We start from the raw sequence: 21,703 nt of genomic DNA on the forward strand, positions 1-21,703 counted from the left end.
GCGGCCGGTACCGGATGCCGTGACGGGACAGGGTTATTGACGACCAGTCAATTCACGTGGTGACGACGGTTCTCGGACGCTCATGTGTCCCCGTTGTCGACCGTGGGTCTCGTCCGGGAATCGCGCTGCCCTGTCACAGAGCACCGAAAGGCCACGGGCCATGCGCAACCTCCGGCACGCCAACCCCCTCGCCGCCGTCCGCAACCTCGGCATCCTCGCCCACGTCGACGCCGGCAAGACCACCGTCACCGAGCGGATCCTGTACGCGACCGGCACCACGCACAAGCGGGGCGAGGTCCACGACGGCACCACCGTCACCGACTTCGACCCGCAGGAGCGCGACCGGGGCATCACGATCTTCGCCGCCGCCGTCAGCTGCGCCTGGGACGGTCACCGGATCAACCTGATCGACACCCCCGGGCACGTCGACTTCGCCGACGAGGTCGAGCGCTCGCTGCGTGTCCTCGACGGCGCGGTCGCGGTGTTCGACGCGGTCGCCGGAGTGGAGCCGCAGAGCGAGTCGGTGTGGCGGCAGGCCGACCGGCACGGTGTGCCGCGCATCGCGTTCGTCAACAAGATGGACCGTGCCGGTGCCGAGCTGGACGCCGCCGTCGCCTCGATCCGTGAACGGCTGCACCCGGTGCCGTTGGTCGTGCAGTCGCCCATCGGTGCCGAGGACGCTTTCACCGGCGTCGTCGACCTGGTGCGCCTGCGTGCCCTGACCTGGACCGACGACGACACCGACGACGACACTGCCGCGGCCGCCCACGAAGGCCCTGTGCCGGACGACCTGCGAGAGGAGGCGAACCGTCGGCGCCGGCTCCTCGAGGAGGCCGTGTCCGAGCTGCATCCGGCCGCACTGGAGGAGTTCTGCGCCGCGGGTTCGCTCGGCGCCGGCACGCTCACGGCCGCCCTGCGCGACCTCACCCGCAGCGGTGAGGGCGTCGTCGTGCTGTGCGGCTCGGCCTACCGCAACCGCGGGGTCGAACCGCTGCTGGACGCCGTCCTCGCCTACCTGCCGTCGCCGCTCGACGTGCCGCCCGTGCGCGGGACGCACGACGACGGCGGTGAGCGGGAACGGGCCGCCGACCCGGAGGCACCCCTGGCCGCCCTCGCGTTCAAGGTGAACGCCACGGCCACCGGACGGCTGACCTACCTGCGCCTGTACTCGGGAACGATCGAGAAGGGAGACACCGTGTGGGATGCGACCGCACGCCGCACCGAACGCATCGGCCGCATCCTGCGGGTCCGGGCCGACCGGCACGCCCCGCTGGACCGGGCGGTCGCCGGGGACATCGTCGCCGTCGTCGGGCTGAAGTCGGCGCGTGCCGGCTCCACCCTGTGCACGCCGTCCGCCCCACTGGTCCTCGAACCTCCCGGTGTCGCCGAGCCCGTCGTCTCCGTGGCGGTCGAGGCGCTCCGGGGCACGGACACCGGGCGACTGGCGTCGGCACTCGCGCGGCTCGTCGAGGAGGACCCCTCACTGGTGGTGCGGACCGACCGGGAGACCGGCCAGACGGTGCTGTCCGGCATGGGTGAACTGCACCTGGAGGTCGCGGTGGAGAAGATCCGGCGCGACCAAGGACTGGCCGTCGACGTGGGCCGTCCCCGGGTGAGTTACCGGGAGACCGTCGGACGTGAGGTGTCCGGCTTCGTGTACCGGCACGTCAAACAGGACGGCGGGGCGGGACAGTTCGCCCACGTCGTACTCGACGTCGAGCCGCTGGACACCCCGGACTCCGGGTTCGAGTTCCGCTCGGCCGTCGTCGGCGGGCGCGTGCCGCAGGAGTACGTCCGTGCGGTCGAGGCCGGCTGCCGGGACGCCCTGGCCGAGGGGCCGCTGGGCGGTCATCCGGTGACCGGTCTGCGCGTCACGCTCACCGACGGGGCCACCCATGTGAAGGACTCGTCGGACACCGCGTTCCGCACGGCGGGCCGGTTCGGTCTGCGGGACGCCCTGCGGGCCTGCGCGACGGTGCTGCTGGAACCGGTGGTCGAGGTCACCGTCACCGTGCCCGAGGACGCGGTGGGCGGGGTGCTCGGCGATCTGGCCGCCCGCCGCGGCCGGGTCACCGGTTCGGACACCCGGACGGGCGGCACGGCCGTCACCGCGACGGTCACCGCCACCGTGCCGCTGGCCGAACTGTTCGGCTACGCGACCCGGTTGCGCAGCCGCACCCAGGGCCGCGGCACCTTCACCGCCCGCCCCACCGGGTACGCCCCGGCGCCGGCACCGGCGTCGAAGCCCTCGCCCGCGTCCGCGCGGTAGCCGGTACATCCGGTAGCCGGTACGTGCGGTGCGTACGGACGGCGGGCCCTCCCGGTCACTCATCCGGGAGGGCCCGCCACCGGCGTGGTACCGGTGCCCGCCGCGACCGCCGGCGCCGGTCGGAGCGGGCACCGGGCACCGGACGCCGGGATCAGGGGTAGGACACCACCTTCGACGGCACGGTGTTCGTGCCCGACGTGGGCGCGCCGGTGTCGTTGATGACGCACTCGTACTGCCCGTTGCCGCTGAGCGACACGACCAGCAGGTGGTGGAAACGGACACCCGGGCGGTTCGGGGCGGCGAAGCCGTGGTGCTGCACGATCGTCGGGTTGACGTTGTAGTAGCAGTAACTCCCCATGCCCCAGCCCTCGTGGGTGGTGACACGGTCGCCGACCTTGTACGCGGCGTAGCCCTTGAGCGGGCCGTTCTGGATGGCGGCCTGGTTCGGCGCGTCGTACGCCTTCTCGTTCTGGAAGAAGATCGTGCGCCCGCGTTCGCCGTTCCACTGCACGTCGTACTTGTTGAAGTGTTCCACGAACAGACCGGTCGCCAGGACGTCGTGGCCGTTGACGACGACGCCGTAGTCGCAGCGGTTGGTCTCCCAGCCGACGCCCTCGCCGTGGTCGGCACGCCAGATCCAGGTGTGGTCGACGATGGTGTGCCGGGCGTTGATCACCATGCTGGTGGTCGCCTTGCCGGGGCCCGCGCCGCCGATCCGGATGAACACGTCCTGGACGGTGATCGGGTCGGCGGAGTGGTCGCGGGAAGCTCCGTTCGGGCCGATCTCCACCAGGGTGCGGGAGTTGACCGGTCCGGCGTCGACGAGGAAGCCCGCCAGACGTACGCCGTCGACGTCGGCCACCTGGAGGGCGGTGGCGCCGTTGTCGGGGATCAGGGTGGCGTAGCCGAGACCGAGGACGACGGTGCCCGCCCGGTTGACGCGGATCGGCTGGTCGATGTGGTAAATGCCCGGTGTCAGCAGCAGGTTGAGGCCCTGGCCGAGCGCCTGGTTGAGGGTGGCCGCGGAGTCGCCGGGCTTCGCCACGTAGAAACGGTCCAGGGGCAGTGAGGTGCCGCGCGGAGTACCGCTGCCCCAGGTGACGCCGCGTGCGTCGCGGCGCAGCGCGGGCAGGAACACGCGGTAGCCGGCGCCGTCCAGGTACAGGAACGGCTTCTCGCGGGAGATCGGTGTCCGGGCGAGCGTGGTGTACGGCGGCTCCGGGAAGCTCTGCGCGGGGGCGCCCTCGACACCCGAGAACACCATGTTCCACACGGCGTTGGTCCATCCGCCGACCGAACTGTCCCGGGTGTACCACTGCTGCTGCGAGTACGGGCCGACCACGCCGTCGATCCGGCTGTCGGCGATGTAACCGCCGCTGGCCCAGCCGTAGCCGGCGGGCGCCAGGTTGAGGCCGCCGCGGATGTGCATCCGGCGGAACGGGGCGGCCTGGGCGACCGCCCAGCGGTTGGTGCCGTTGACCGGGACGAGGGCCAGGTTCTCCGCCGAACGCCAGAAGTTCTGCGTGGCGTTGCCGTCGAACCAACCGGCGTCGACCGTCACGTCGCCGTTGATGGTGGTGTCGTCGGGGGAGAGTCCGAGGCCCGAGATCGAGGTGTAGAAGCCCAGTTGGGCGTTGAGCCCGTGGTAGGTGCCCGGCTTGAAGAAGAACTGGTAGCGACCCGGGCCGAACTGGTCCGCCTCCTGCCGGGCGAAGACCTCGTCCAGCTTCGCCTGGATGCCCGGGGTCGACGGGTCGAAGACGATCACGTTCGGGCCGAGATCGCCGCCGGCCTGCAGCCGGCTCTGCTTCCCGCGCTTCTTCGCGGCGTCAGGGGCGGCCGGCGCGGTGGGGGCGGTCTGCGCGGCGGAGGCGGTGGTGGTCAGTGCGGCCAGTACGGGTACGGCGGCTGCGGCTCCGAGCACGGCCCGGCGGCGGACGGCGGCGCGGGGGCCGTCGGCGGGCGGCTGGGCGGAGGGGGAGTCGGAGGTCATGGGCGGCTCTCCTGGTTCAGGAAGTGAACGGTGTGGGGGAGGTGGGAGCGCTCTCTCGCCGCTGATGGTTCATCCGTGGAACAGATGAGTCAAGAGGTGCGGCGAGAGTTGGGCGACTCCGTCCAAACCCTTGACGCCGCCCCTTCGGAGGGTTTAACTCACGTCCTAAATTAAGTCATGAGTCGCCTCCCCGGCGTCCCCCTGAGTCCTCCTTGCGTCTCCGTTGCACTCTCCTCGCACCTCTGCCCTCGCGGAAAGGCACACCAGAAGCCATGCGCAGCATCCGAGCCGCGGCCACAGGCGCCGTCATCCTGTCTCTCGCACTCACCGCCACGGCCTGCGGCGGCGGATCCACCACGGACGGCGGGTCCAACGACTCGCCCAAGGAGCTCACTTACTGGGCCTCCAACCAGGGCGCCAGCGTCGAGATCGACAAGAAGGTGCTCCAGCCCGAGCTGGACAAGTTCGAGAAGCAGACGGGCATCAAGGTCAAGGTGGAGGTGGTGCCCTGGTCCGACCTGCTGAACCGGATCCTCACCGCGGCCACCTCCGGCCAGGGACCGGACGTGCTCAACATCGGCAACACCTGGTCCGCCTCGCTCCAGGCGACCGGCGCCCTGATGCCGTGGGACGCGAAGGCCTTCGACAGGATCGGCGGCAAGGACCGCTTCGTCGACTCCGCCCTCGGCTCCACCGGCACCGAGGGCCAGGACCCGGCCGCGGTACCGCTGTACTCGATGGCGTACGCCCTCTACTACAACAAGCAGATGCTCGCCGACGCCGGTGTCGACGCGCCCCCCGCCACCTGGGACGAGCTGGTCGCCGCCGGCAAGAAGGTCTCCAAGGACGGCAAGTGGGGGATCGGCATGGAGGGTTCGAACCCCTCCGAGAACATCCACCACGCCTTCGTCTTCGCCCAGCAGCACGGCGCCGACTTCTTCACCGCCGACGGCGAACCCGACTTCACCAACGACGGTGCCGTCACCGCGGTCAAGCAGTACGTCGACCTCATGGCCAAGGACAAGATCATCGCTCCGGGCAACGCCGAGTACGCCCAGAACCAGTCCGTCAGCGACTTCGCCAAGGGCAAGACGGCGATGCTGCTCTGGCAGTCCGCGTCCGCCAACCTCAAGTCCCAGGGCATGGCCGACGATTCCTACGGCATCGCCTCCGTGCCCGTGCAGTCCGGCACCCCGGGCGCGGGCAAGCAGGTCAACTCGATGGTCGCCGGCATCAACCTCGCCGTCTTCAAGAACAGCGACAACATCGACGGCGCCACCGACTTCGTGAAGTTCATGACCAGCGACGCCGAGCAGAAGATCCTCAACACGGCCTACAGCTCCATACCGCCGGTCAAGGCGGCCCAGGAGGACGCGGCCTTCAACTCCCCTGCCAACTCCGTCCTGAAGGACACCCTCGCCCAGAGCGCCGTCGCCCTCCCGCAGGTCCCCGACGAGTCCCAGTTCGAGACCGCCGTCGGTACGGCCGTCAAGGAGCTGTTCGCCGACGCCGCCAACGGCCGCGAGGTGACCACCGCATCGGTCGAGGCCGCCCTCACCAAGGCCCAGCAGCAGATGCCCAAGAAGTGAGCCCGGACACCGCCATGACCGCCACTGCCCCCGCGGCGGAGGCCGCCGCACGGAAGACCTCCCCCGGTGCGGAGCACGGCCCCCGCCGCCGCACCGGGCGGATCCGCCGCATCGGACTGCCCTACCTGCTCCTCCTGCCCGCCCTCCTCCTCGAACTCCTCGTCCACCTGGTGCCGATGGTGATCGGCATCGTGATGAGCTTCAAGGAGCTCACCCAGTTCTACATCCGCGACTGGGGCGCCGCCCCCTGGGCCGGCCTCGACAACTACAAGGTGTCGGTCGACTTCGACGCCCCCGTCGGCCAGGCCCTGCTCCACTCCTTCTTCGTCACCCTCGCCTTCACCGTGCTGTCGGTCGGCCTGTGCTGGCTCATCGGCACCGCCGCCGCGATCTTCATGCAGGACACCTTCCGCGGCCGCGGCCTGCTCCGCGCCCTGTTCCTGGTGCCGTACGCGCTGCCGGTCTACGCCGCCGTCATCACCTGGGTGTTCATGTTCCAGCACGACAACGGCCTGGTGAACCACGTCCTGCACGACCAGCTCGGCCTCACCGACAAGCCGTCCTTCTGGCTGATCGGCGACAACAGCTTCTTCGCCCTGCTGACCGTCTCCGTGTGGAAGGGCTGGCCGTTCGCCTTCCTCATCGTCATGGCCGGCCTGCAGAACATCCCCCGCGAGCTGTACGAGGCCGCCGCCCTCGACGGCGCCGGGATGATCCAGCAGGTCCGCCGCATCACCCTGCCGTCGCTGCGCCCGGTCAACCAGGTACTGGTACTGGTCCTGTTCCTGTGGACGTTCAACGACTTCAACACGCCGTTCGTCCTGTTCGGCAGAACGGCCCCCGAGGCCGCGGACCTCATCTCGGTCCACATCTACCAGGCGTCCTTCGTCACCTGGAACTTCGGTACCGGCTCCGCGATGTCCGTCCTGCTCCTGCTGTTCCTGCTCGTCGTGACGGGCGTGTACCTCGTTTTCACCTCGCGCCGACGGAGGCCGTCACATGGCTAGTTCACCGACGGCGGTCCGAGTGCCGCCGGCGACCTCGACCTCCCCGGCATCGCCCATGGCCCCGCCCCGCTCGTTCCTGTGGTTCCGGCGGATCTTCCTCACCCTGCTCACCGGCTTCGTGATGATCCCGGTGTACGTCATGGTCTCCAGCTCGCTGAAGCCGCTCGCGGACGTCACCGGCACGTTCCGCTGGCTGCCGAGCGAGCTGACGTTCCGCCCGTACATCGACATCTGGTCCACGGTCCCGCTCGCCCGGTACTTCGTGAACTCGCTGATCGTGGCGGGCGCGGCGACCGTCTGCTCGGTGGTGATCGCGGTCTTCTCCGCCTACGCGGTGAGCCGCTACAACTTCCGCGGCAAGCGCGTCTTCACCGTGACCGTGCTGTCGACGCAGATGTTCCCCGGCATCCTCTTCCTCCTCCCGCTGTTCCTCATCTACGTCAACATCGGCAACGCCACGGGCATCGCCCTGTTCGGCTCGCGCGGCGGCCTGATCCTGACGTATCTGACGTTCTCCCTCCCGTTCTCCATCTGGATGCTGATCGGGTACTTCGACTCGGTGCCCCGCGACCTCGACGAGGCCGCGCTGGTCGACGGCTGCGGCCCGCTCGGCGCGCTCTTCCGGGTCGTCGTCCCGGCCGCGGTCCCCGGCATCGTCGCGGTCGCCGTCTACGCCTTCATGACGGCCTGGGGCGAAGTCCTCTTCGCCTCGGTGATGACCAACGACACCACCCGCACCCTCGCCGTGGGACTCCAGGGCTACTCCACCCTCCACGACGTGTACTGGAACCAGATCATGGCGGCCTCGCTCGTGGTGAGCATCCCCGTGGTCGCCGGCTTCCTGCTCCTGCAGCGCTACCTCGTCGCCGGCCTGACGGCGGGAGCCGTCAAGTGACCAGCTTCCCCGCACCCGAAAGGACTTCTGTGGCCATCGACTATGCCGCCCTCCCCGAGGACTTCCTGTGGGGCACGGCCACCTCGGCGTACCAGATCGAGGGAGCTGTGGCCGAGGACGGCCGTTCGCCGTCGATCTGGGACACCTTCGCGCGCGTCCCCGGCACGATCGACAACGGCCACCACGGCGACACCGCCTGCGACCACTACCACCGCTGGCGCGAGGACATCGACCTGATGCGCCGCCTCGGCACCAACGCCTACCGCCTGTCCCTCGCCTGGCCCCGGATCGTCCCCGGCGGCGACGGCCCGGTCAACGTCAAGGGGCTCGACTTCTACGACCGGTTGACCGACGGCCTGCTCGAGGCCGGCATCACCCCGTCCGTCACCCTCTACCACTGGGACCTGCCCCAGGTCCTCCAGGACCGCGGCGGCTGGCCGGAGCGCGACACCGCCGAGCACTTCGCCGCGTACGCCTCGGCGACCGCCGCACGCCTCGGCGACCGCGTGCACCACTGGGCGACCCTCAACGAACCCCTGTGCTCGGCCTGGATCGGCCACCTGGAAGGCACGATGGCGCCCGGTCTGACCGACCTGACGGCGGCCGTCCGCGCCTCCTACCACCTGCTCCTCGGCCACGGCCTCGCCGCGCGGGCCATCCGCGCCGCCGCCCCCGACGCCCAGGTGGGCATCGTCAACAACCTCTCCACGATCCACGCCGCCACCGACAGCCCCGAGGACCTGGCCGCCGCCGCCCGCATGGACGGCCACACCAACCGCTGGTGGCTCGACCCCGTGCACGGCCACGGCTTCCCCGCCGACATGCGCGAGGTCTACGGAGTCGACCTCCCGGAGCGCCCCGGCGACCTGGCGACCATCGCCGCCCCCCTCGACTGGCTCGGCCTCAACTACTACTTCCCCCAGGTGGTGACGGCCGACCCCGACGGCCCGGCCCCCCACGCCGCCACCGTCCGCCGCGCCGACGTGCCGCGCACCGGCATGGACTGGGAGATCGACGCGAGCGGCATCGAGACACTGCTCCTGCGCCTGACGAACGAGTACGGCGCCCGCAAGCTCTACGTCACCGAGAACGGCTCCGCCTTCCCCGACACGGTCCGCCCCGACGGCACGATCGACGACCCGGAGCGCCAGGACTACCTGGAGCAGCACCTCGCCGCCTGCGCCTCCGCCGCCCGCAAGGGCGCCCCGCTCGCCGGCTACTTCGCCTGGTCCCTGCTGGACAACTTCGAGTGGGCCTACGGCTACGACAAACGCTTCGGCCTCGTCCACGTCGACTACGCCACCCAGACCCGCACCATCAAGGGCTCCGGCCACCGGTACGCGGACATCATCCGCGGCCACGGAGACCGGATACGGCGGGCGGCCTGACCATCTGGACTACCACCCACGTCCGGCGTTCCGCCTGCCGCCCAGGGCTGATCTGCTGTGGGATGACGTGAAGTGCTTCTTCGACCCGGACCTGATGGGGTCGCTGCCGGACGCGCGGGTCCCGAATGCCTCGGTGGAGGACTGGCAGGCGGTCCTCGATCTTGTCCTGGAGAAGGGTTGGAAGTGCCGGTACTCCGAGGGGGAAATGGCACCTCCGGTGCCCCGGGCGAAGGCCAGAACGCCCCGGGCCAGCTCCTCATCGTGCCTGCCCCGTTGGTCGGTCTGCAGCAGCCGGGTTCCGTCCGCGGTCAGGGTTCCCGCGAAGTGCGTGTACCGGGTTCAGGCTCCGCTTCCACGCCCGGTCCAGGCCGTCGAGCGGGGCAAGGTCGGGAAAGTCCACGACGGCGGCCCGCGGGGCCGCGGTTCCCCCGGGTGAGCGCCCGCTCCTCATGCATCGACTCCCTGCATCCGGCAGACCCCCGGTGCCCACAGGGACGCCCGCTCCCGCGGTCGTGCGCCGCCCGAGGGACTCCGGCCTCCCGTCTTCTGCCCACCGCTCTCGGGTCGCGGTACGGACCGAGCGGGGTGTCGCTCACGCGCGTGACCCCGCAGACTCACTCCCGGAGTGTCCAGGCCGGCGATCCGGGTGCGGGTACGGGGCGCACCTTCAGCGCGGAGAAATCGATGTCCTCGTCCTCGTCCTCGTCGCCGGAGGGCAGACGGCCCGCCGCGTCCGGGTAGTAGTAGAGGCCGTATGCCCAATACTCCGGGAACTCGTGACACATGAGGTCGGGGTAGGGTGAAATCTCGGCTTTCTCGTAGCGTTCGTTGATTCTCGCCACGGCCTCGGAACGGGATACTCCGAATCGTGACACCATTTCATCCGCGATGTCTCGGAAGTATGCGAGCATTCCTTCGTCGAGACGCATGAGAAATTCTTCTGTCATGATGTCGGGGGGCCCACCCTTCGATGAATCGAGTTGGAGAACAACTCGGCGGCGCGCTCACTGAATATGGCGATCTGGTGGCCTTCGAGAACCGGCGGCTTCCCTCCCCTCAGGAATCCTTGGAGGTTGAGGAGCATCGGTCCCTCCACCATCTCGTGGTTGTGCATGGCCCCTCCCCTGCGATGATGCCGGATGAAGTCGGCCACCTCGTCGCCCGGGCCATTGAATATCTTGCTGCCCAGCTTGTCCAGTTCGGCCTTGGGGACCTTGAAGTGGATTACCGCCGGCACACCACTGTTGCGGTCCGCCAGCTTGTTCGCCCAGTCCAATGCCTGCCGTGGATCATTGGTCACGTAGAAGCCGCCTCGGCCGAAGTCCATCTTCCGGGTCGACGCATGGATGTCGATTCCGTTCGCCATGATGTTGTCGGCGTGCTGGCCCAAGGTGCCGTGGTAGAGGTCCACCGTGCAGGGCGCTTTGAGCCCCAGTGGATCCTTCCACTGCAACGGATTTTTCACGTAGGCGTAGTGGTTGGGCGCGGGCGTCCGCCCCAGGGGATCGGGGCTCAGGTATCGAGCGGTGCCCGGCTCGTAATAGCGGTGATGGTTGTAGTGGAGCCCCGTTTCCTCGTCGAAGTACTGACCGGGAAACCGGAGCGGGCAGTCGGCCGGGTGGTCGCCGGACGGCACGGGTACGCCCCATAGGGTCGAAGACTGTGTCCACGCCAGGTTCCCGCTCGCGTCGATCAGTTCCGTCGGTGTGCCGAGGAGGTCCGTGACGATGGCGTAGAAACGCTCGTCGATCTCGTTCTGCCCCGCGTCCGGCCCCAGGGGGCCGACCGCGCGTTCGCGCTGGCTGACCGGGACCGGGCCGTCGATCCAGTCCCACGAGGTGCTGACGGTTCCGTCCGTCTGTTCGGCGAGCCGGTCACCGTCCCAGAAGAAGGAGACCTGCTCCACGACGCTCGCCCCGTCGTCCGCGAGCAGCTGCTTGGCCACACGCCTGCCCACCGGGTCGTAGACGTAGCGCCAGTGGCGGCCGTCCGGGGTCAGGACGTCGGTGAGCTGATCCTCGGCATTCCACCTGTAGCGCCACTCCCGTCTGCCCCCCGACAGTAGCTTGGTGACCCGGCGGACCACCCGTCCCTGGCCGTCGTGGCGGTAGAAGGTGCGTCCCGCCCGCTCGATGACGGTCCCCGAGTACGTGCGGTCCCCGGGACCCGGCGCGTCGTCGTCCACGGGCCCCGAAGTGGCGAAGGCGGTCAGGTTGCCCAGGACGTCGTAACCGTAGGTCTCGTCCCAGCCCGCTCCGCCCCGAGCGGCCGTCACCCGTCCGGCCCGGTCGACGGCGAAGGTTCGCTCACCGTGCCGGGAGTCCGTCACCGAGGTGAGGGCACCGTCCGGCCGGTGCTGGAAGACCCGCTGCCCGGCCTGGCCCGATCCCGTCGAGAACCGCTGCGTCGTGCGCAGCCGCTCCGCATCCCATTCGTGCGTGAGGCGCGCGACGTCACCGAACACGCGCTCGATCTCGCGGCCCGCGACGTCGTACCGGAAGTCCATGCCGTGGCGGCCGGCCCGCTGCACCAGTGTGCGCCGTTCGAGTTCGTACGACCACCTGGTGACCGCGCCGCTCGGGGTTCTGCGTCCGGTGCGCCGTCCGGCGATGTCGTATTCGGACCGCACTTCCCAGCCGTTCCACGACTCCGCGAGCAGCCGGCCCGTCGCGTCGTGTTCACGCACCAGGTCGACGTCGGCGTTCCGGGCCCGGACGATCCTGCCGAGCAGGTCGTAGTCGTACGTGGTGGTGATGCCGGCTGCCTCCATGGTCACGACGTTGCCGAGGGCGTCGTGGTCGAAGCGCGTGCTCTCACCGGCCCCGTTGGTCCGCTCGACCAACTGGCCGGCCGCGTCGTACCGGTAGGTCGATGTACGACCCTCGAAGTCGGTCTCGGACACCAGCCGGCCGACACCGTCGTAGGTGTAGCTCCAGGTCTGCCCCGCCGCGTTGGCGACGCTGAGCAACCTCAGCTCGGTGTCGTACTCGAAGTGTTCCCGCGTCCCGTCCGCGTCCTCCCGCATCGTGCAGAGATCGAAGTGAGTGTTCTCGTATGTCGTGCGGCGACCGTTCGAGGAGCGGTACTCCAGTGGGTTGCCCTCGGCGTCGTACGACCAGTGCTCCATCGTCCCGTCGGGGCGTCGCCGCCACGAGATCTGGCCCTCGAGGGTCCAGCCCACCCGCGTGGCCCGTCCGAACGTATCGGTGAGCTCGGTGACGCGGCCGAAGGCGTCCCGGACGAGGGTGGTGGTCGCCCCCAGGGCGTCCGTCGTGGCGACCACCAGACCGGAGGCGTTGTTGACGGTGCTCTGCTGAGTACCGCCCAAGGCGTCGGTGATGCCGGTGAGTCCGCCGTGCTCGTCGAAGGTGAAGGACGTCGTGGCACCGAGCGGGTCGACGGCGGCCACACGGTTGCCCCGGTCGTCGTAGACCGACTCCCAGGTGCTGCCGTCCGGTTGCACGACTTTCGTGACCTGGCCGTACTCGTCGTACTCCCGGCGAACGACCCCGCCGTCCGGGCGGACGACCTCGGTGATGTTGTCCTCGGGATCGTGGCCGAAACGCGTGGTGCGGCCGAGCTGGTCGGTGAGCGAGACGAGGAGCCCTCGCTCGTCCCAGCTCCGGGTGACGACGTGTCCCAGGGGGTCGGTCTCCGTGACGGGCAGGTAGTCCTCGTTGAACGTGTACGTGACCGTGTGCCCGAGGGAGTCCGTCGCCGTGGTGGTGCGCGTGTCGTCGTCGTACGTGTACGCGTAGGCGAGCACACCGCCGTCGCCGTCGGCGCGGACGCAACGTCCCCGGTGGTCGTAGGTGTAGCCGTACCGGTACCCGTCCCTGCCACACCAGCCGGTGACACGGTGCCGCTCGTCGTAGTCGTACCGCTGTGCACGGGAGGAGGAATCGACCACTCCGGTGAGGCGACCGTGGTGGTCGTACTCGTACGCCAGAAGCTGTGGTCGGCCGGGGGCGCTGAGGAGAGCGAGGGCGGTCACACGGCCGGACGCGGTCGTGACACCGATGCGGTACCCGCCGTGATGCACCAGTTCGCAGGGGGCTCCGTCCGGGGCGTAGTGCAGATCGATGCTGTTGCCGTGGCGGTCCACGAGGCCGACCAGAGGAAGTTCGGCCTCGCGCGCTCCCGGCACGTGCCGGAAGCGCAGCGTCGTACCGGTTTCGGGCTGGAACACCGTGATGCCGGAAGCCGGTGAACCGTCCCAGGTGAGCGTCCAGTCGGGGCCGACGAGCGGTCTCATCCGTTCTTTCGGCTCCGGAACCGCGTAGTGCAGCACCGTGCCGTCGGCCCCGACGAACCGGATGCCGTCGTCGTCGAGCAGGAGTCGCTGGTCCAGGGTCGACGTCCAGCTCGCCCCGAACCAGCCTCCTGCCGTCACCCCGGTGCGGTGGCTGCGTTCGACGATCAGAGGCAGGACACCCGGCAGTGCCACGTCGGTGATCGACATGACCATCTGGCCGGTGGCCATGTCGATGGGGTCACCACAGGTGAAGAGGCTCTTCATCTGCCGGCCCAGGCCCTTGAGACGCGGGCCGAGCCCTTTGACGCCGAGGGCCATGCCCTTGAGGCCGGTGCTGCCGAGAGCCTTCACTCCCTTGGCAAGACCGCCGAGGGAGGTCAGGCCCTTCATGCCGGGTATGCAGTCCAGCGCCGCCAGCCCCACATCCCATAGCGACGCCTGTCCCTTGGAGTACTTGTAGAGCGTGTCCGCGAGGACGACGAGGGCCGCGATCAGGACGATCGCGCCCAGGATCGGGCCGCCGATGATCAGGGCGACGATGCCGACGACCGCGACGACGACCTTGCAGGCGGCGACGATGGTGTCCCAGTTGTCGGTGAACCAGTCACCGATCTCCCCCCACACCGACCGGTTCTGGATACCGGCGTCCGAGGCCTCGTCGATCTTGCTCTTCGCGTCCCGGGCGGCCTCCTCGCGCATCTTCCGCGCGTCGGCGGCCATCTTCTTCGCCGCGGCCAGCGCGTCCTGCGCGTCCGAGACGTCCGCGCGGGCCGAGGTCTCGGCGGACCTCGCGTTGCGCACGTCCCTCGTCGCGGCCCGCACCTTGGCCTCGTCCGGCCTGTCCGCGTCCGACTTGCTGCCGGTGGGGTCGTCCTTGTACTGGTCGGCCTCCTTCGCCGCCCGGCCCACCCACGACTCCGCCGACGACAGCCGGGACCGCGCCGAGGACAGATCGGCACGCGCCTCACGCGCCTTGACCAGCGCCCGGTCCGCCAGCGCCTGCGCCCGTTCCAGCCTCGGCCAGTAGGCGGCGAGCGCGTCGCCGCACATCCCGTAGGACTTCTCCAGCTTCTTGAGGTTCTTCGGGACGCCGGAGAACTCCTCCTTGAACACGGTCGCCGACTTGCCGGCCCACTGCTCCAGCGTGCCCTCGCCCGCCATGCCCTTGACCAGGCGCAACGCCTCGGAGACATCGTCGGCGAAGTCGTGCAGCACCTTCGCGAGCCTGCGCACCCGCTCCGGGTCACCGGGGGTGGGGTCCCTGTCCAGGTCCAGGACATGCCAATCCGTCGGCCTGTGGCCCGCCATCCCGCAACCCCCGTCACGCGCACATCATCAACCACCGTATGCACACGTGAACTTACAAGGAACAATAGTTCGGGGAAAGTTCGGCTTCCTCAAGCGGCGGTTCGCCGGTCAGCTTCTCCGACGCGCCGTGGGACCGCCCTGCAGGGCACCCGTAGGCGATAGGCCTCGACCCGGACGACTACCGCCTGCACACCGAAGACCGCACGCTCGAGCGGCACTGCTGACCTCTTGTCAGCCGACGGAAATTCTGTCTGTACGGCGCGTCAGCGTACGGGTGTGGCGGGTGGGTTGTACGAGTGTCCTTTGAGTCGCCCCGGGCGTTTCCCCAGAGGGAGCTGGTGTGCGAGTACCTGGAGGTGGGCCTCGAATGACGACCGACCATGTCGAACCGGCGGTGCCGGGCGGGGAGTATGAACGGGAACCGGATCCGTCGGACAGCCTGCGGACGTTCGGGGCCGTCGTCCAAGCGCTGCGCGAGCACACGGGGCTGAGCCGGGCGCAGTTCGGGGAGATCGTTCGCTCACGCCTGCACCGCTTCCACGGGCGGGGCGTCGCGGACCTGCTCGTCCTCTTGGCCGAGACGCAGCCCAAGAAGAGCATCGGGGTGATCGCCGCTTCCAAGCACACCCAGTTCTCCCTGCTCGGCAGCATCCGGAAACGGGCACCGCGGCTCAAGCCCCGACTGTACGCATCGCAGTCGAGGGACGGGCAGTACCGCAACCTCGACCTCGACCTCGGTCGGCCCGGCATCGTGATCGTGCACCGCCGGAGCGCCAAGGGACTGGGGTTCGACACGGTCGTCATCCCCGACACCCATGAGGACGCCGCGACCGACCCGACCTCCGCCGCACTGCGGATGTCCTACTACGTCATGGCCACCCGGGCGCGGCGGGAGCTCCACCTCGGCTACGAGGGGCAGTCCGAACCGCCGCTTCTCGCCCAGGTGAACCGCGGAGATCTGCAACGAGGGTAGACCGGTGCCGGGCAACCCGCCTGGTACGTCGTACAGATGGACGCCCTACGGGGTGCCCCCGCCCGAGGGTGGGTTCCCGGCTCCGGTCAGCAGTCGCAGGAGGTGCGTGCAGGCCGATTCCTCCCGCGTGTGCTGGGTGACGACCTCCCAGATGCCCCGTTCGTAGGCCCCGGTCTCCCACATGCCCGGGGCCGTGCGGGAGCGGCGCAGGTAGAGGAAGTCGGTCGGCAGGGGAGAGGGCTCGTGCACGCCCTCGATGTAGTAGTGGCCGTCCCGCACGCCCAGGGTGCGCAGGACGGTGTGCAGCGTGCCGCGGTCCACCGGCGGGCCCGGGTCAGTCCGCCGCGTGAGCGAGGTAGCCGTGGTCCAGGAGCCACTTGACGTTCAGACGCTCGCCGTCGCCCGGGTTGAGGAGGGTGGGGTCGAGCTTGATCTGCTGGCCGCCGCCGGGCTGTTCGAACCAGGGGGCGATGCCGCCCTGCCAGACGGCGAAGGCCTGCGTGACGGTGTAGCGGTGGTAGTCGCACGGGGAATCCGGCTCGCGGGTGTTGAGGTTCTGCGGCGGCAGCGCCCGTTCGGCGTAGAGGTCGCCGGCGGGGGCGAGGTAGGAGCCGTACTCGGAGCCGAAGCGGTCCAGGTCCTCACCCGGCTCCAGGACCTCCACGTGCTGGTCGACCTCCCCGTTGACCTCCGCGAACCCGTCGTTGGGCGGGTACTTCCACCCCGCCGGTCCCTCAGGGTCCTCGTCCTTCCAGTACTTGGCCAGGAACGCGCTGGGGGAGAGGTCGCCGGTGCGCTGGTAGTTCTTCAGCAGCGGCCCCACCGGGGCCTCCCAGGGACGGGGCAGGGTCTCCGGACCCAGCCGGGCGTCGCCTTGGTACGCGCCGGTGCACGGGGCGGGACGCGGGGCCGTTTGTTCCGTCCGGTGATGCTCCTCGGCTGCGGGGGTCGCGGCGGTCGCGGTCGTCGGGGACAGCGCGGTGGCCAGGAGCAGGGTCAGGGCGGACAGGGCGGCGCGTGAGCGGTTCTTCACGTGTTGCACTCCGGTGCTTTTCGGGGCGCCCTGGCTCGTACGAGGCCACCCGCTGGGGCGCGCAATGGCAAGGTGAAGAGCGGCGGTGGCGCATGCCAGGGCCGCTGTTGTCGGGGCGTTGTCGCCCGGCGTCCGCAGTCAGGAGGTGGCCGTCCCGGCCGGTTCGGCGTTTCGACGTGGAGATCAACGATCGCGTGACGGCAAGGACACGCGGTCTCGTGACCGACGACGCGGAAAAGGCGGACCGGACCGTCGTGGGGTGCTCGTTTCCGCCGCTCAACTGCTCCCGGCGGGCAAGCGGATGAAGCGAAGAGCAGGAGAGACCGGGAGAGACGTCGACAACCGCTCCCACCGGCGGTCGTGCACTGTCGGGCCGTCCGCAGGGATGTCACCATGAGGCGGGGCCACGGTCGACGATCCCGACCGGCAGGCACCGGCCCAGTCCGGTCGCACCGTTCATGCAGTGAGGAACCGAACCGCGGGGAGCCGCCGTGATCGCGCACGTGACCGCCGTCCTGCACCCTCGAGCCGGCCTCCCGGTCGTCCTCGCGGTCCTGCTGCTCGTCGTCCTCGCGCCGACCGCACCGGCGCTCGCCACCGGCGCGCCTGCCCTCGCCGTGGACGGGACCGCCGACACCGCCCGGCCCGCGAAACAGCGTGGCGGGGCCGAGGTCGTCGCGGTCACCCAGGTCGCCGAACGGCAGGTCGATCTGTCGGTCCGTTCACAGGCCCTGGGCGGCCGTACCGTCAAGGTGCGGCTCCTCACCCCCGACGGCTGGGACCCTGGCGACCGGCGTCAGCACTGGCCGACCCTCTGGCTGTTGCACGGGTGCTGCGGCGACTACACCTCGTGGACGAGCCTGACCGATGTCGCCGGGATCGACAGCTTGCGCGACGACGTGCTCGTGGTGATGCCGGAGGCCGGCTGGAACGGCTGGTACAGCGACTGGTGGAACCACGGCCGGGGCGGCGACCCCGCGTGGGAGACCTTCCACACCGTCGAGCTGCGGCAGCTCCTGGAGCGGGACTGGGCCGCCGGCCGCGACCGTGTCGTCGCCGGGCTGTCGATGGGCGGCCAGGGAGCCCTGCAGTACGCCGCCCGGCACCCCGGCATGTTCAAGGCGACCGCCGCGTACTCCGGCTCCGTCCACCCCCTGCTGAACGACGAGTCGGTCGACCGCATCATGGGCTTCTTCGCCGGCCAGGGCGACGACCCGCTGCGCGTCTGGGGCGACCCGGTGGCGCAGCGCCGCATCTGGGCGGCGCACGACCCGTTCCACCTGGCCAAGCGCCTCAGGTCGATCCCGGTCTACCTGTCCTGCGGCGACGGCACCACCGGCCCCCTGGACCCACCGGGCAGCACCAGCGCGCTCGAGGCCGACTTCAACCGGCAGAACCACGCCCTGGCCGCCGAACTGGAACGGGTGGGCGCGAAGCACGTCACCACCCGCTTCTACGGACCGGGCACTCACGGCTGGGCCTACTGGGAACGCGAGCTGCACACCTCACTGCCGATGCTGCTCGGTGCGCTGCGGGTCGAGAGCTGACCCCCGCCCCGTAGAGTCCGACGACCGCACCGACGCACGGAACCGCCCCTGCGAAGTCCGTGGGCCGCACGGGGAGGGAAGCCCGCTCCGTACGACAGTCCGCTGACGGGCCGCGCCGGCCCCTTGTCCGGCCCTCCGTCTGGCCCTTGTCCAGCCCCGTCCGGTCGTTAGCCCGCCCGGGGCGCCCGAACCACCCGGTCGCGATGGTCGCGATGCGGTCCCGGGCCGCCGACCGCACCATGGGCCATGGTGCCGACCGGCAGACCGGTCGGCACCGTCCGGATGCGAAGGAGGCCCCGCGGTGGGCGAGCTGTACATCGACGGCGAGTGGACACAGGCCGCGGCCGGCGGACGGCGTGAGGTGGTCAACCCGTACGACGCCTCCGTCATCACCGCCGTCGACGAGGCGGACGCCACCGATGTGGACCGCGCGGTGCGCGCCGCCCGGCGTGCCTTCGACGAGGAGGAGTGGGCGAACACCCCCACCCGTCACCGCGCCGACCTCCTGCTGCGCGTCCACGACCTGCTGCTGCGCGACCGGGACGAGATCGCCCGCACCGAGACCCTCGACACCGGCAAGACGCTGACCGAGTCCCGCTTCGACGTGGAGGACGTGGCGAATGCCTTCCGCTACTTCGCCGAACTCGCGGGCAAGGACGGCGGCCGGGTCGTGGACGTGGGCCCGGACGTCCTCAGCCGTGTCGTCTACCAGCCGATCGGGGTGTGCGCGCTCATCGCCCCCTGGAACTATCCGCTGCTGCAGGCCTCGTGGAAGGTCGCGCCGGCGCTGGCGGCCGGCAACACCTTCGTCCTCAAGCCCAGCGAGGTCACACCGCTCACCACGATCGCCATGATCCGGCTGATCGAGGAGGCCGGCGCGCCCCCCGGCGTCGCCAACCTGGTGCTCGGCTCCGGGGCGACCGTCGGCGCCGCCCTGACGGATCACCCCGAGGTCGACCTGGTGTCCTTCACCGGCGGCCTGGCCACCGGACGCGCCATCATGGCCGCCGCCGCCCGGGGGCCGAAGAGCATCGCCCTGGAACTGGGCGGCAAGAACCCCCACATCGTCTTCGAGGACGCCGTCTTCGACGCCGCCGTGGACTACGCGCTGGACGCCGCCTTCCTGCACTCCGGGCAGGTCTGCTCCGCCGGCTCACGTTTGCTGGTCCAAGACTCGCTGCACGACCGGTTCGTCGACGCCCTCGCCGAGCGCGCCCGGGCGATCCGCCTCGGCAACGGCATGGAGGAGGGCACCGAGAGCGGCCCGCTCAGCTCCGCCGAGCACCGTGACAAGGTCGAACGCCACATCGCCTCCGCGCAGGCGGAGGGCGCACGGCTCGTCACCGGCGGCACCCGCCCCGACGACCCGGCGCTGAGCAGCGGCTTCTTCCTCCTGCCAACGATCTTCGCCGACTGCGACCGGTCCATGAACATCGTCCAGGACGAGGTCTTCGGACCGGTCGTCACCCTCGAGCGCTTCCGCACCGAGGACGAGGCGGTGGAACTGGCCAACGACACCCGCTACGGCCTGGCCGGCGGCGTGTGGACCTCCGACGCGAGCCGCGCCCAACGCGTCGCCCAGCGGCTGCGGCACGGCACCGTGTGGATCAACGACTTCCACCCCTACGTACCGCAGGCCGAGTGGGGCGGCTTCGGCCGCTCCGGCGTCGGGCGCGAGCTGGGCCCCACCGGGTTGCGCGAGTACCAGGAGGCCAAGCACATCTACCAGAACCTCGCGCCCGCACCCTCCGGCTGGTTCAAGGGCTGACCGGGCGCGAACACCGCCCTCCCGCCGCCCTTCCCCCACCCGACGGCTCCTTCCCCCACCCGACGGCTGCCGAAGAAAGGCATCCCATGGCCCCCACCACCCCGCACGGCGCCGAGTCCGCCTACGACTACGTCATCGTCGGCGGCGGCACCGCCGGCTGTGTGCTCGCCGCCCGCCTGAGCGAGGACCCCGACTGCCGCGTCTGCGTCATCGAGGGCGGCCCCAGCGACGTCGGTGACGACCGCATCCTGCGCCTGCGCAACTGGATCAACCTGCTCGGCTCGGAGTTCGACTACGGCTACACCACCGTCGAGCAGCCGCGCGGCAACTCCCACATCCTGCACTCACGTGCCCGCGTACTCGGCGGCTGCTCCTCCCACAACACGCTGATCAGCTTCCTGCCGCTGCCGCAGGACCTGGACGACTGGGTGGCCCACGGCTGCACCGGCTGGGACCCGGCGACGATCCTTCCCTACCGCGACCGGCTGCTCACCCGGATCGTCCCGGTGGCCGAGGCCGACCGCAATCCCATCGCCAAGGACTTCGTCACCGCCGCCTCCCGCGCGACCGGCGTCCCCGTCGTCGACGACTTCAACGCCGAGCCCTTCGCCGACGGCACCGGGTTCTTCTCCCTGGCCTACGAGCCGGAGGGCAACCTGCGCTCCTCCGCCTCCGTCGCCTACCTCCACCCGATCCTGGACCGCCCCAACCTCACCCTCCTCCTGGAGACCTGGGCCCACCGGCTGCTCGACGACGAGTCGGGGAGGCTGACCCGCGTCGCCGTCCTCGGCGCCGACGGCGAGCCCGCCACCGTGCGCGCCGAGCGCGAACTCCTGCTGTGCGCCGGCGCCATCGACACCCCGCGCCTGCTGATGCTGTCCGGCATCGGCCCGGCCGACGACCTGCGCGGCCTGGGCATCGAGGTGCGGGCCGACCTGCCGGGCGTGGGGGAGAACCTGCTGGACCACCCCGAGTCCGTGATGGTCTGGGAGACCGACGGCCCGCTGCCGCCCAACTCCGCGATGGACTCCGACGCAGGCCTGTTCCTGCGCCTCGACCGCGGCCAGCCGCGCCCGGACCTGATGTTCCACTTCTACCAGGTGCCGTTCACCGTCAACACCGAACGCCTGGGCTACCCCGTTCCGGAGCACGGGGTGTGCATGACGCCGAACGTGCCGCGTGCCCGCTCCACCGGCCGCATGTGGCTGCGCAGCGCCGACCCCGCCGAGCACCCCGCCCTGGACTTCCGGTACTTCACCGACCCCGAGGGCCACGACGAACGCACCGTCGTGGAGGGGCTGAAGATCGCCCGCGAGATCGCCGCGACCGATCCCCTGAGCGGCTGGCTCGTCCGCGAGGTCGCGCCCGGCCCGGACGTCACCTCCGACGCCGGCCTGTCGGAGTACGGGCGCCGCGCGGCGCACACCGTCTACCACCCGGCGGGCACCTGCCGCATGGGCGCGGCGGACGACCCGATGGCCGTCTGCGACCCGGAGTTGAGACTGCGCGGCGTCGAGGGCGTGCGCATCGTCGACGCGTCCGTGTTCCCGACGATGCCCACCATCAACCCCATGGTGACCGTCCTGCTCGCCGCCGAACGCGCCGCCGACCTGCTCACCGGCAGCCCTGGGCCCACCGGCCGGGCAGCAGCGCGGTGACCGGTCCGCGGCCTCCCGCA

General features: G+C 70.3%; 13 protein-coding genes and 1 pseudogene. 9 read left to right on the top strand and 5 right to left on the bottom strand.

The genetic code is table 11. From position 1 onward, the window contains the following. Window positions 1–160: 160 nt before the first annotated feature. A complete protein-coding gene (fusA, locus tag OHB56_RS35985) occupies window positions 161–2,269 on the top strand; it encodes an elongation factor G (RefSeq protein WP_406357995.1) in 2,109 nt (702 codons plus the stop codon). Window positions 2,270–2,420: 151 nt separating this feature from the next. On the opposite strand, the gene OHB56_RS35990 is transcribed toward fusA, so the two are convergent. Then, window positions 2,421–4,262 (bottom strand): coagulation factor 5/8 type domain-containing protein, encoded by a 1,842-nt coding sequence (locus OHB56_RS35990; RefSeq protein WP_406357997.1) that lies wholly within the window; start codon window positions 4,260–4,262, stop codon window positions 2,421–2,423. A gap of 272 nt (window positions 4,263–4,534) precedes the next feature. Between OHB56_RS35990 and OHB56_RS35995 the strand changes: the two genes are divergently transcribed. Genes OHB56_RS35995 through OHB56_RS36010 form a run of 4 tightly spaced genes read left to right on the top strand, consistent with a single transcriptional unit; the run spans window position 4,535 to window position 9,141 of the window. Continuing rightward, window positions 4,535–5,851 carry an ABC transporter substrate-binding protein gene (locus OHB56_RS35995; RefSeq protein ID WP_406357998.1) on the top strand — a complete coding sequence of 439 codons (1,317 nt, stop codon included), beginning with the start codon at window positions 4,535–4,537 and terminating at the stop codon, window positions 5,849–5,851. Window positions 5,852–5,865: 14 nt separating this feature from the next. Further along, the gene (locus OHB56_RS36000) at window positions 5,866–6,858 is read left to right on the top strand and encodes a carbohydrate ABC transporter permease (RefSeq protein WP_406358000.1); all 993 of its coding nucleotides are present in this window, start codon (window positions 5,866–5,868) and stop codon (window positions 6,856–6,858) included. Between the two features lie 55 nt (window positions 6,859–6,913). Next, on the top strand, window positions 6,914–7,753 hold the full coding sequence (locus tag OHB56_RS36005) for a carbohydrate ABC transporter permease (RefSeq protein WP_326757234.1): 840 nt from the start codon (window positions 6,914–6,916) through the stop codon (window positions 7,751–7,753). Between the two features lie 29 nt (window positions 7,754–7,782). Beyond that, a complete protein-coding gene (locus OHB56_RS36010) occupies window positions 7,783–9,141 on the top strand; it encodes a GH1 family beta-glucosidase (protein ID WP_406358002.1) in 1,359 nt (452 codons plus the stop codon). Between the two features lie 614 nt (window positions 9,142–9,755). On the opposite strand, the gene OHB56_RS36015 is transcribed toward OHB56_RS36010, so the two are convergent. Beyond that, window positions 9,756–10,070: a hypothetical protein gene (locus OHB56_RS36015; RefSeq protein WP_326755909.1), complete on the bottom strand. Its 315-nt coding sequence runs from the start codon at window positions 10,068–10,070 to the stop codon at window positions 9,756–9,758. A gap of 14 nt (window positions 10,071–10,084) precedes the next feature. Continuing rightward, window positions 10,085–14,704: an RHS repeat-associated core domain-containing protein gene (locus OHB56_RS36020; protein ID WP_406358004.1), complete on the bottom strand. Its 4,620-nt coding sequence runs from the start codon at window positions 14,702–14,704 to the stop codon at window positions 10,085–10,087. A gap of 367 nt (window positions 14,705–15,071) precedes the next feature. Between OHB56_RS36020 and OHB56_RS36025 the strand changes: the two are divergent. Beyond that, window positions 15,072–15,236: pseudogene (locus OHB56_RS36025) on the top strand (transcriptional regulator); the annotation flags it as partial. Between the two features lie 486 nt (window positions 15,237–15,722). On the opposite strand, the gene OHB56_RS36030 reads toward OHB56_RS36025, so the two are convergent. Together OHB56_RS36030 and OHB56_RS36035 are read right to left on the bottom strand one after the other, a co-directional pair. Further along, on the bottom strand, window positions 15,723–15,998 hold the full coding sequence (locus tag OHB56_RS36030) for a hypothetical protein (protein WP_406358006.1): 276 nt from the start codon (window positions 15,996–15,998) through the stop codon (window positions 15,723–15,725). A 13-nt stretch (window positions 15,999–16,011) separates the two neighbouring features. Beyond that, window positions 16,012–16,710, bottom strand: a complete 699-nt coding sequence (locus OHB56_RS36035; RefSeq protein WP_326755912.1) for a TNT domain-containing protein — start codon at window positions 16,708–16,710, stop codon at window positions 16,012–16,014. 491 nt (window positions 16,711–17,201) lie between these two features. On the opposite strand from OHB56_RS36035, the gene OHB56_RS36040 reads away from it, so the two are divergent. The 3 genes from OHB56_RS36040 (at window position 17,202) to OHB56_RS36050 (ending at window position 21,683) form a co-directional block, all read left to right on the top strand. Then, a complete protein-coding gene (locus tag OHB56_RS36040) occupies window positions 17,202–18,257 on the top strand; it encodes an alpha/beta hydrolase (RefSeq protein ID WP_406358008.1) in 1,056 nt (351 codons plus the stop codon). A gap of 301 nt (window positions 18,258–18,558) precedes the next feature. Next, complete coding sequence (locus tag OHB56_RS36045; RefSeq protein ID WP_406358010.1) at window positions 18,559–20,025, top strand: aldehyde dehydrogenase family protein; 1,467 nt, start codon at window positions 18,559–18,561, stop codon at window positions 20,023–20,025. An 86-nt stretch (window positions 20,026–20,111) separates the two neighbouring features. After that, window positions 20,112–21,683: a GMC oxidoreductase gene (locus OHB56_RS36050; RefSeq protein ID WP_326755915.1), complete on the top strand. Its 1,572-nt coding sequence runs from the start codon at window positions 20,112–20,114 to the stop codon at window positions 21,681–21,683. Window positions 21,684–21,703 lie beyond the last annotated feature (20 nt).

The organism is Streptomyces sp. NBC_01635 (assembly GCF_045209715.1).
In the GTDB taxonomy this organism is placed as follows: Bacteria; Actinomycetota; Actinomycetes; order Streptomycetales; family Streptomycetaceae; genus Streptomyces; species Streptomyces hirsutus.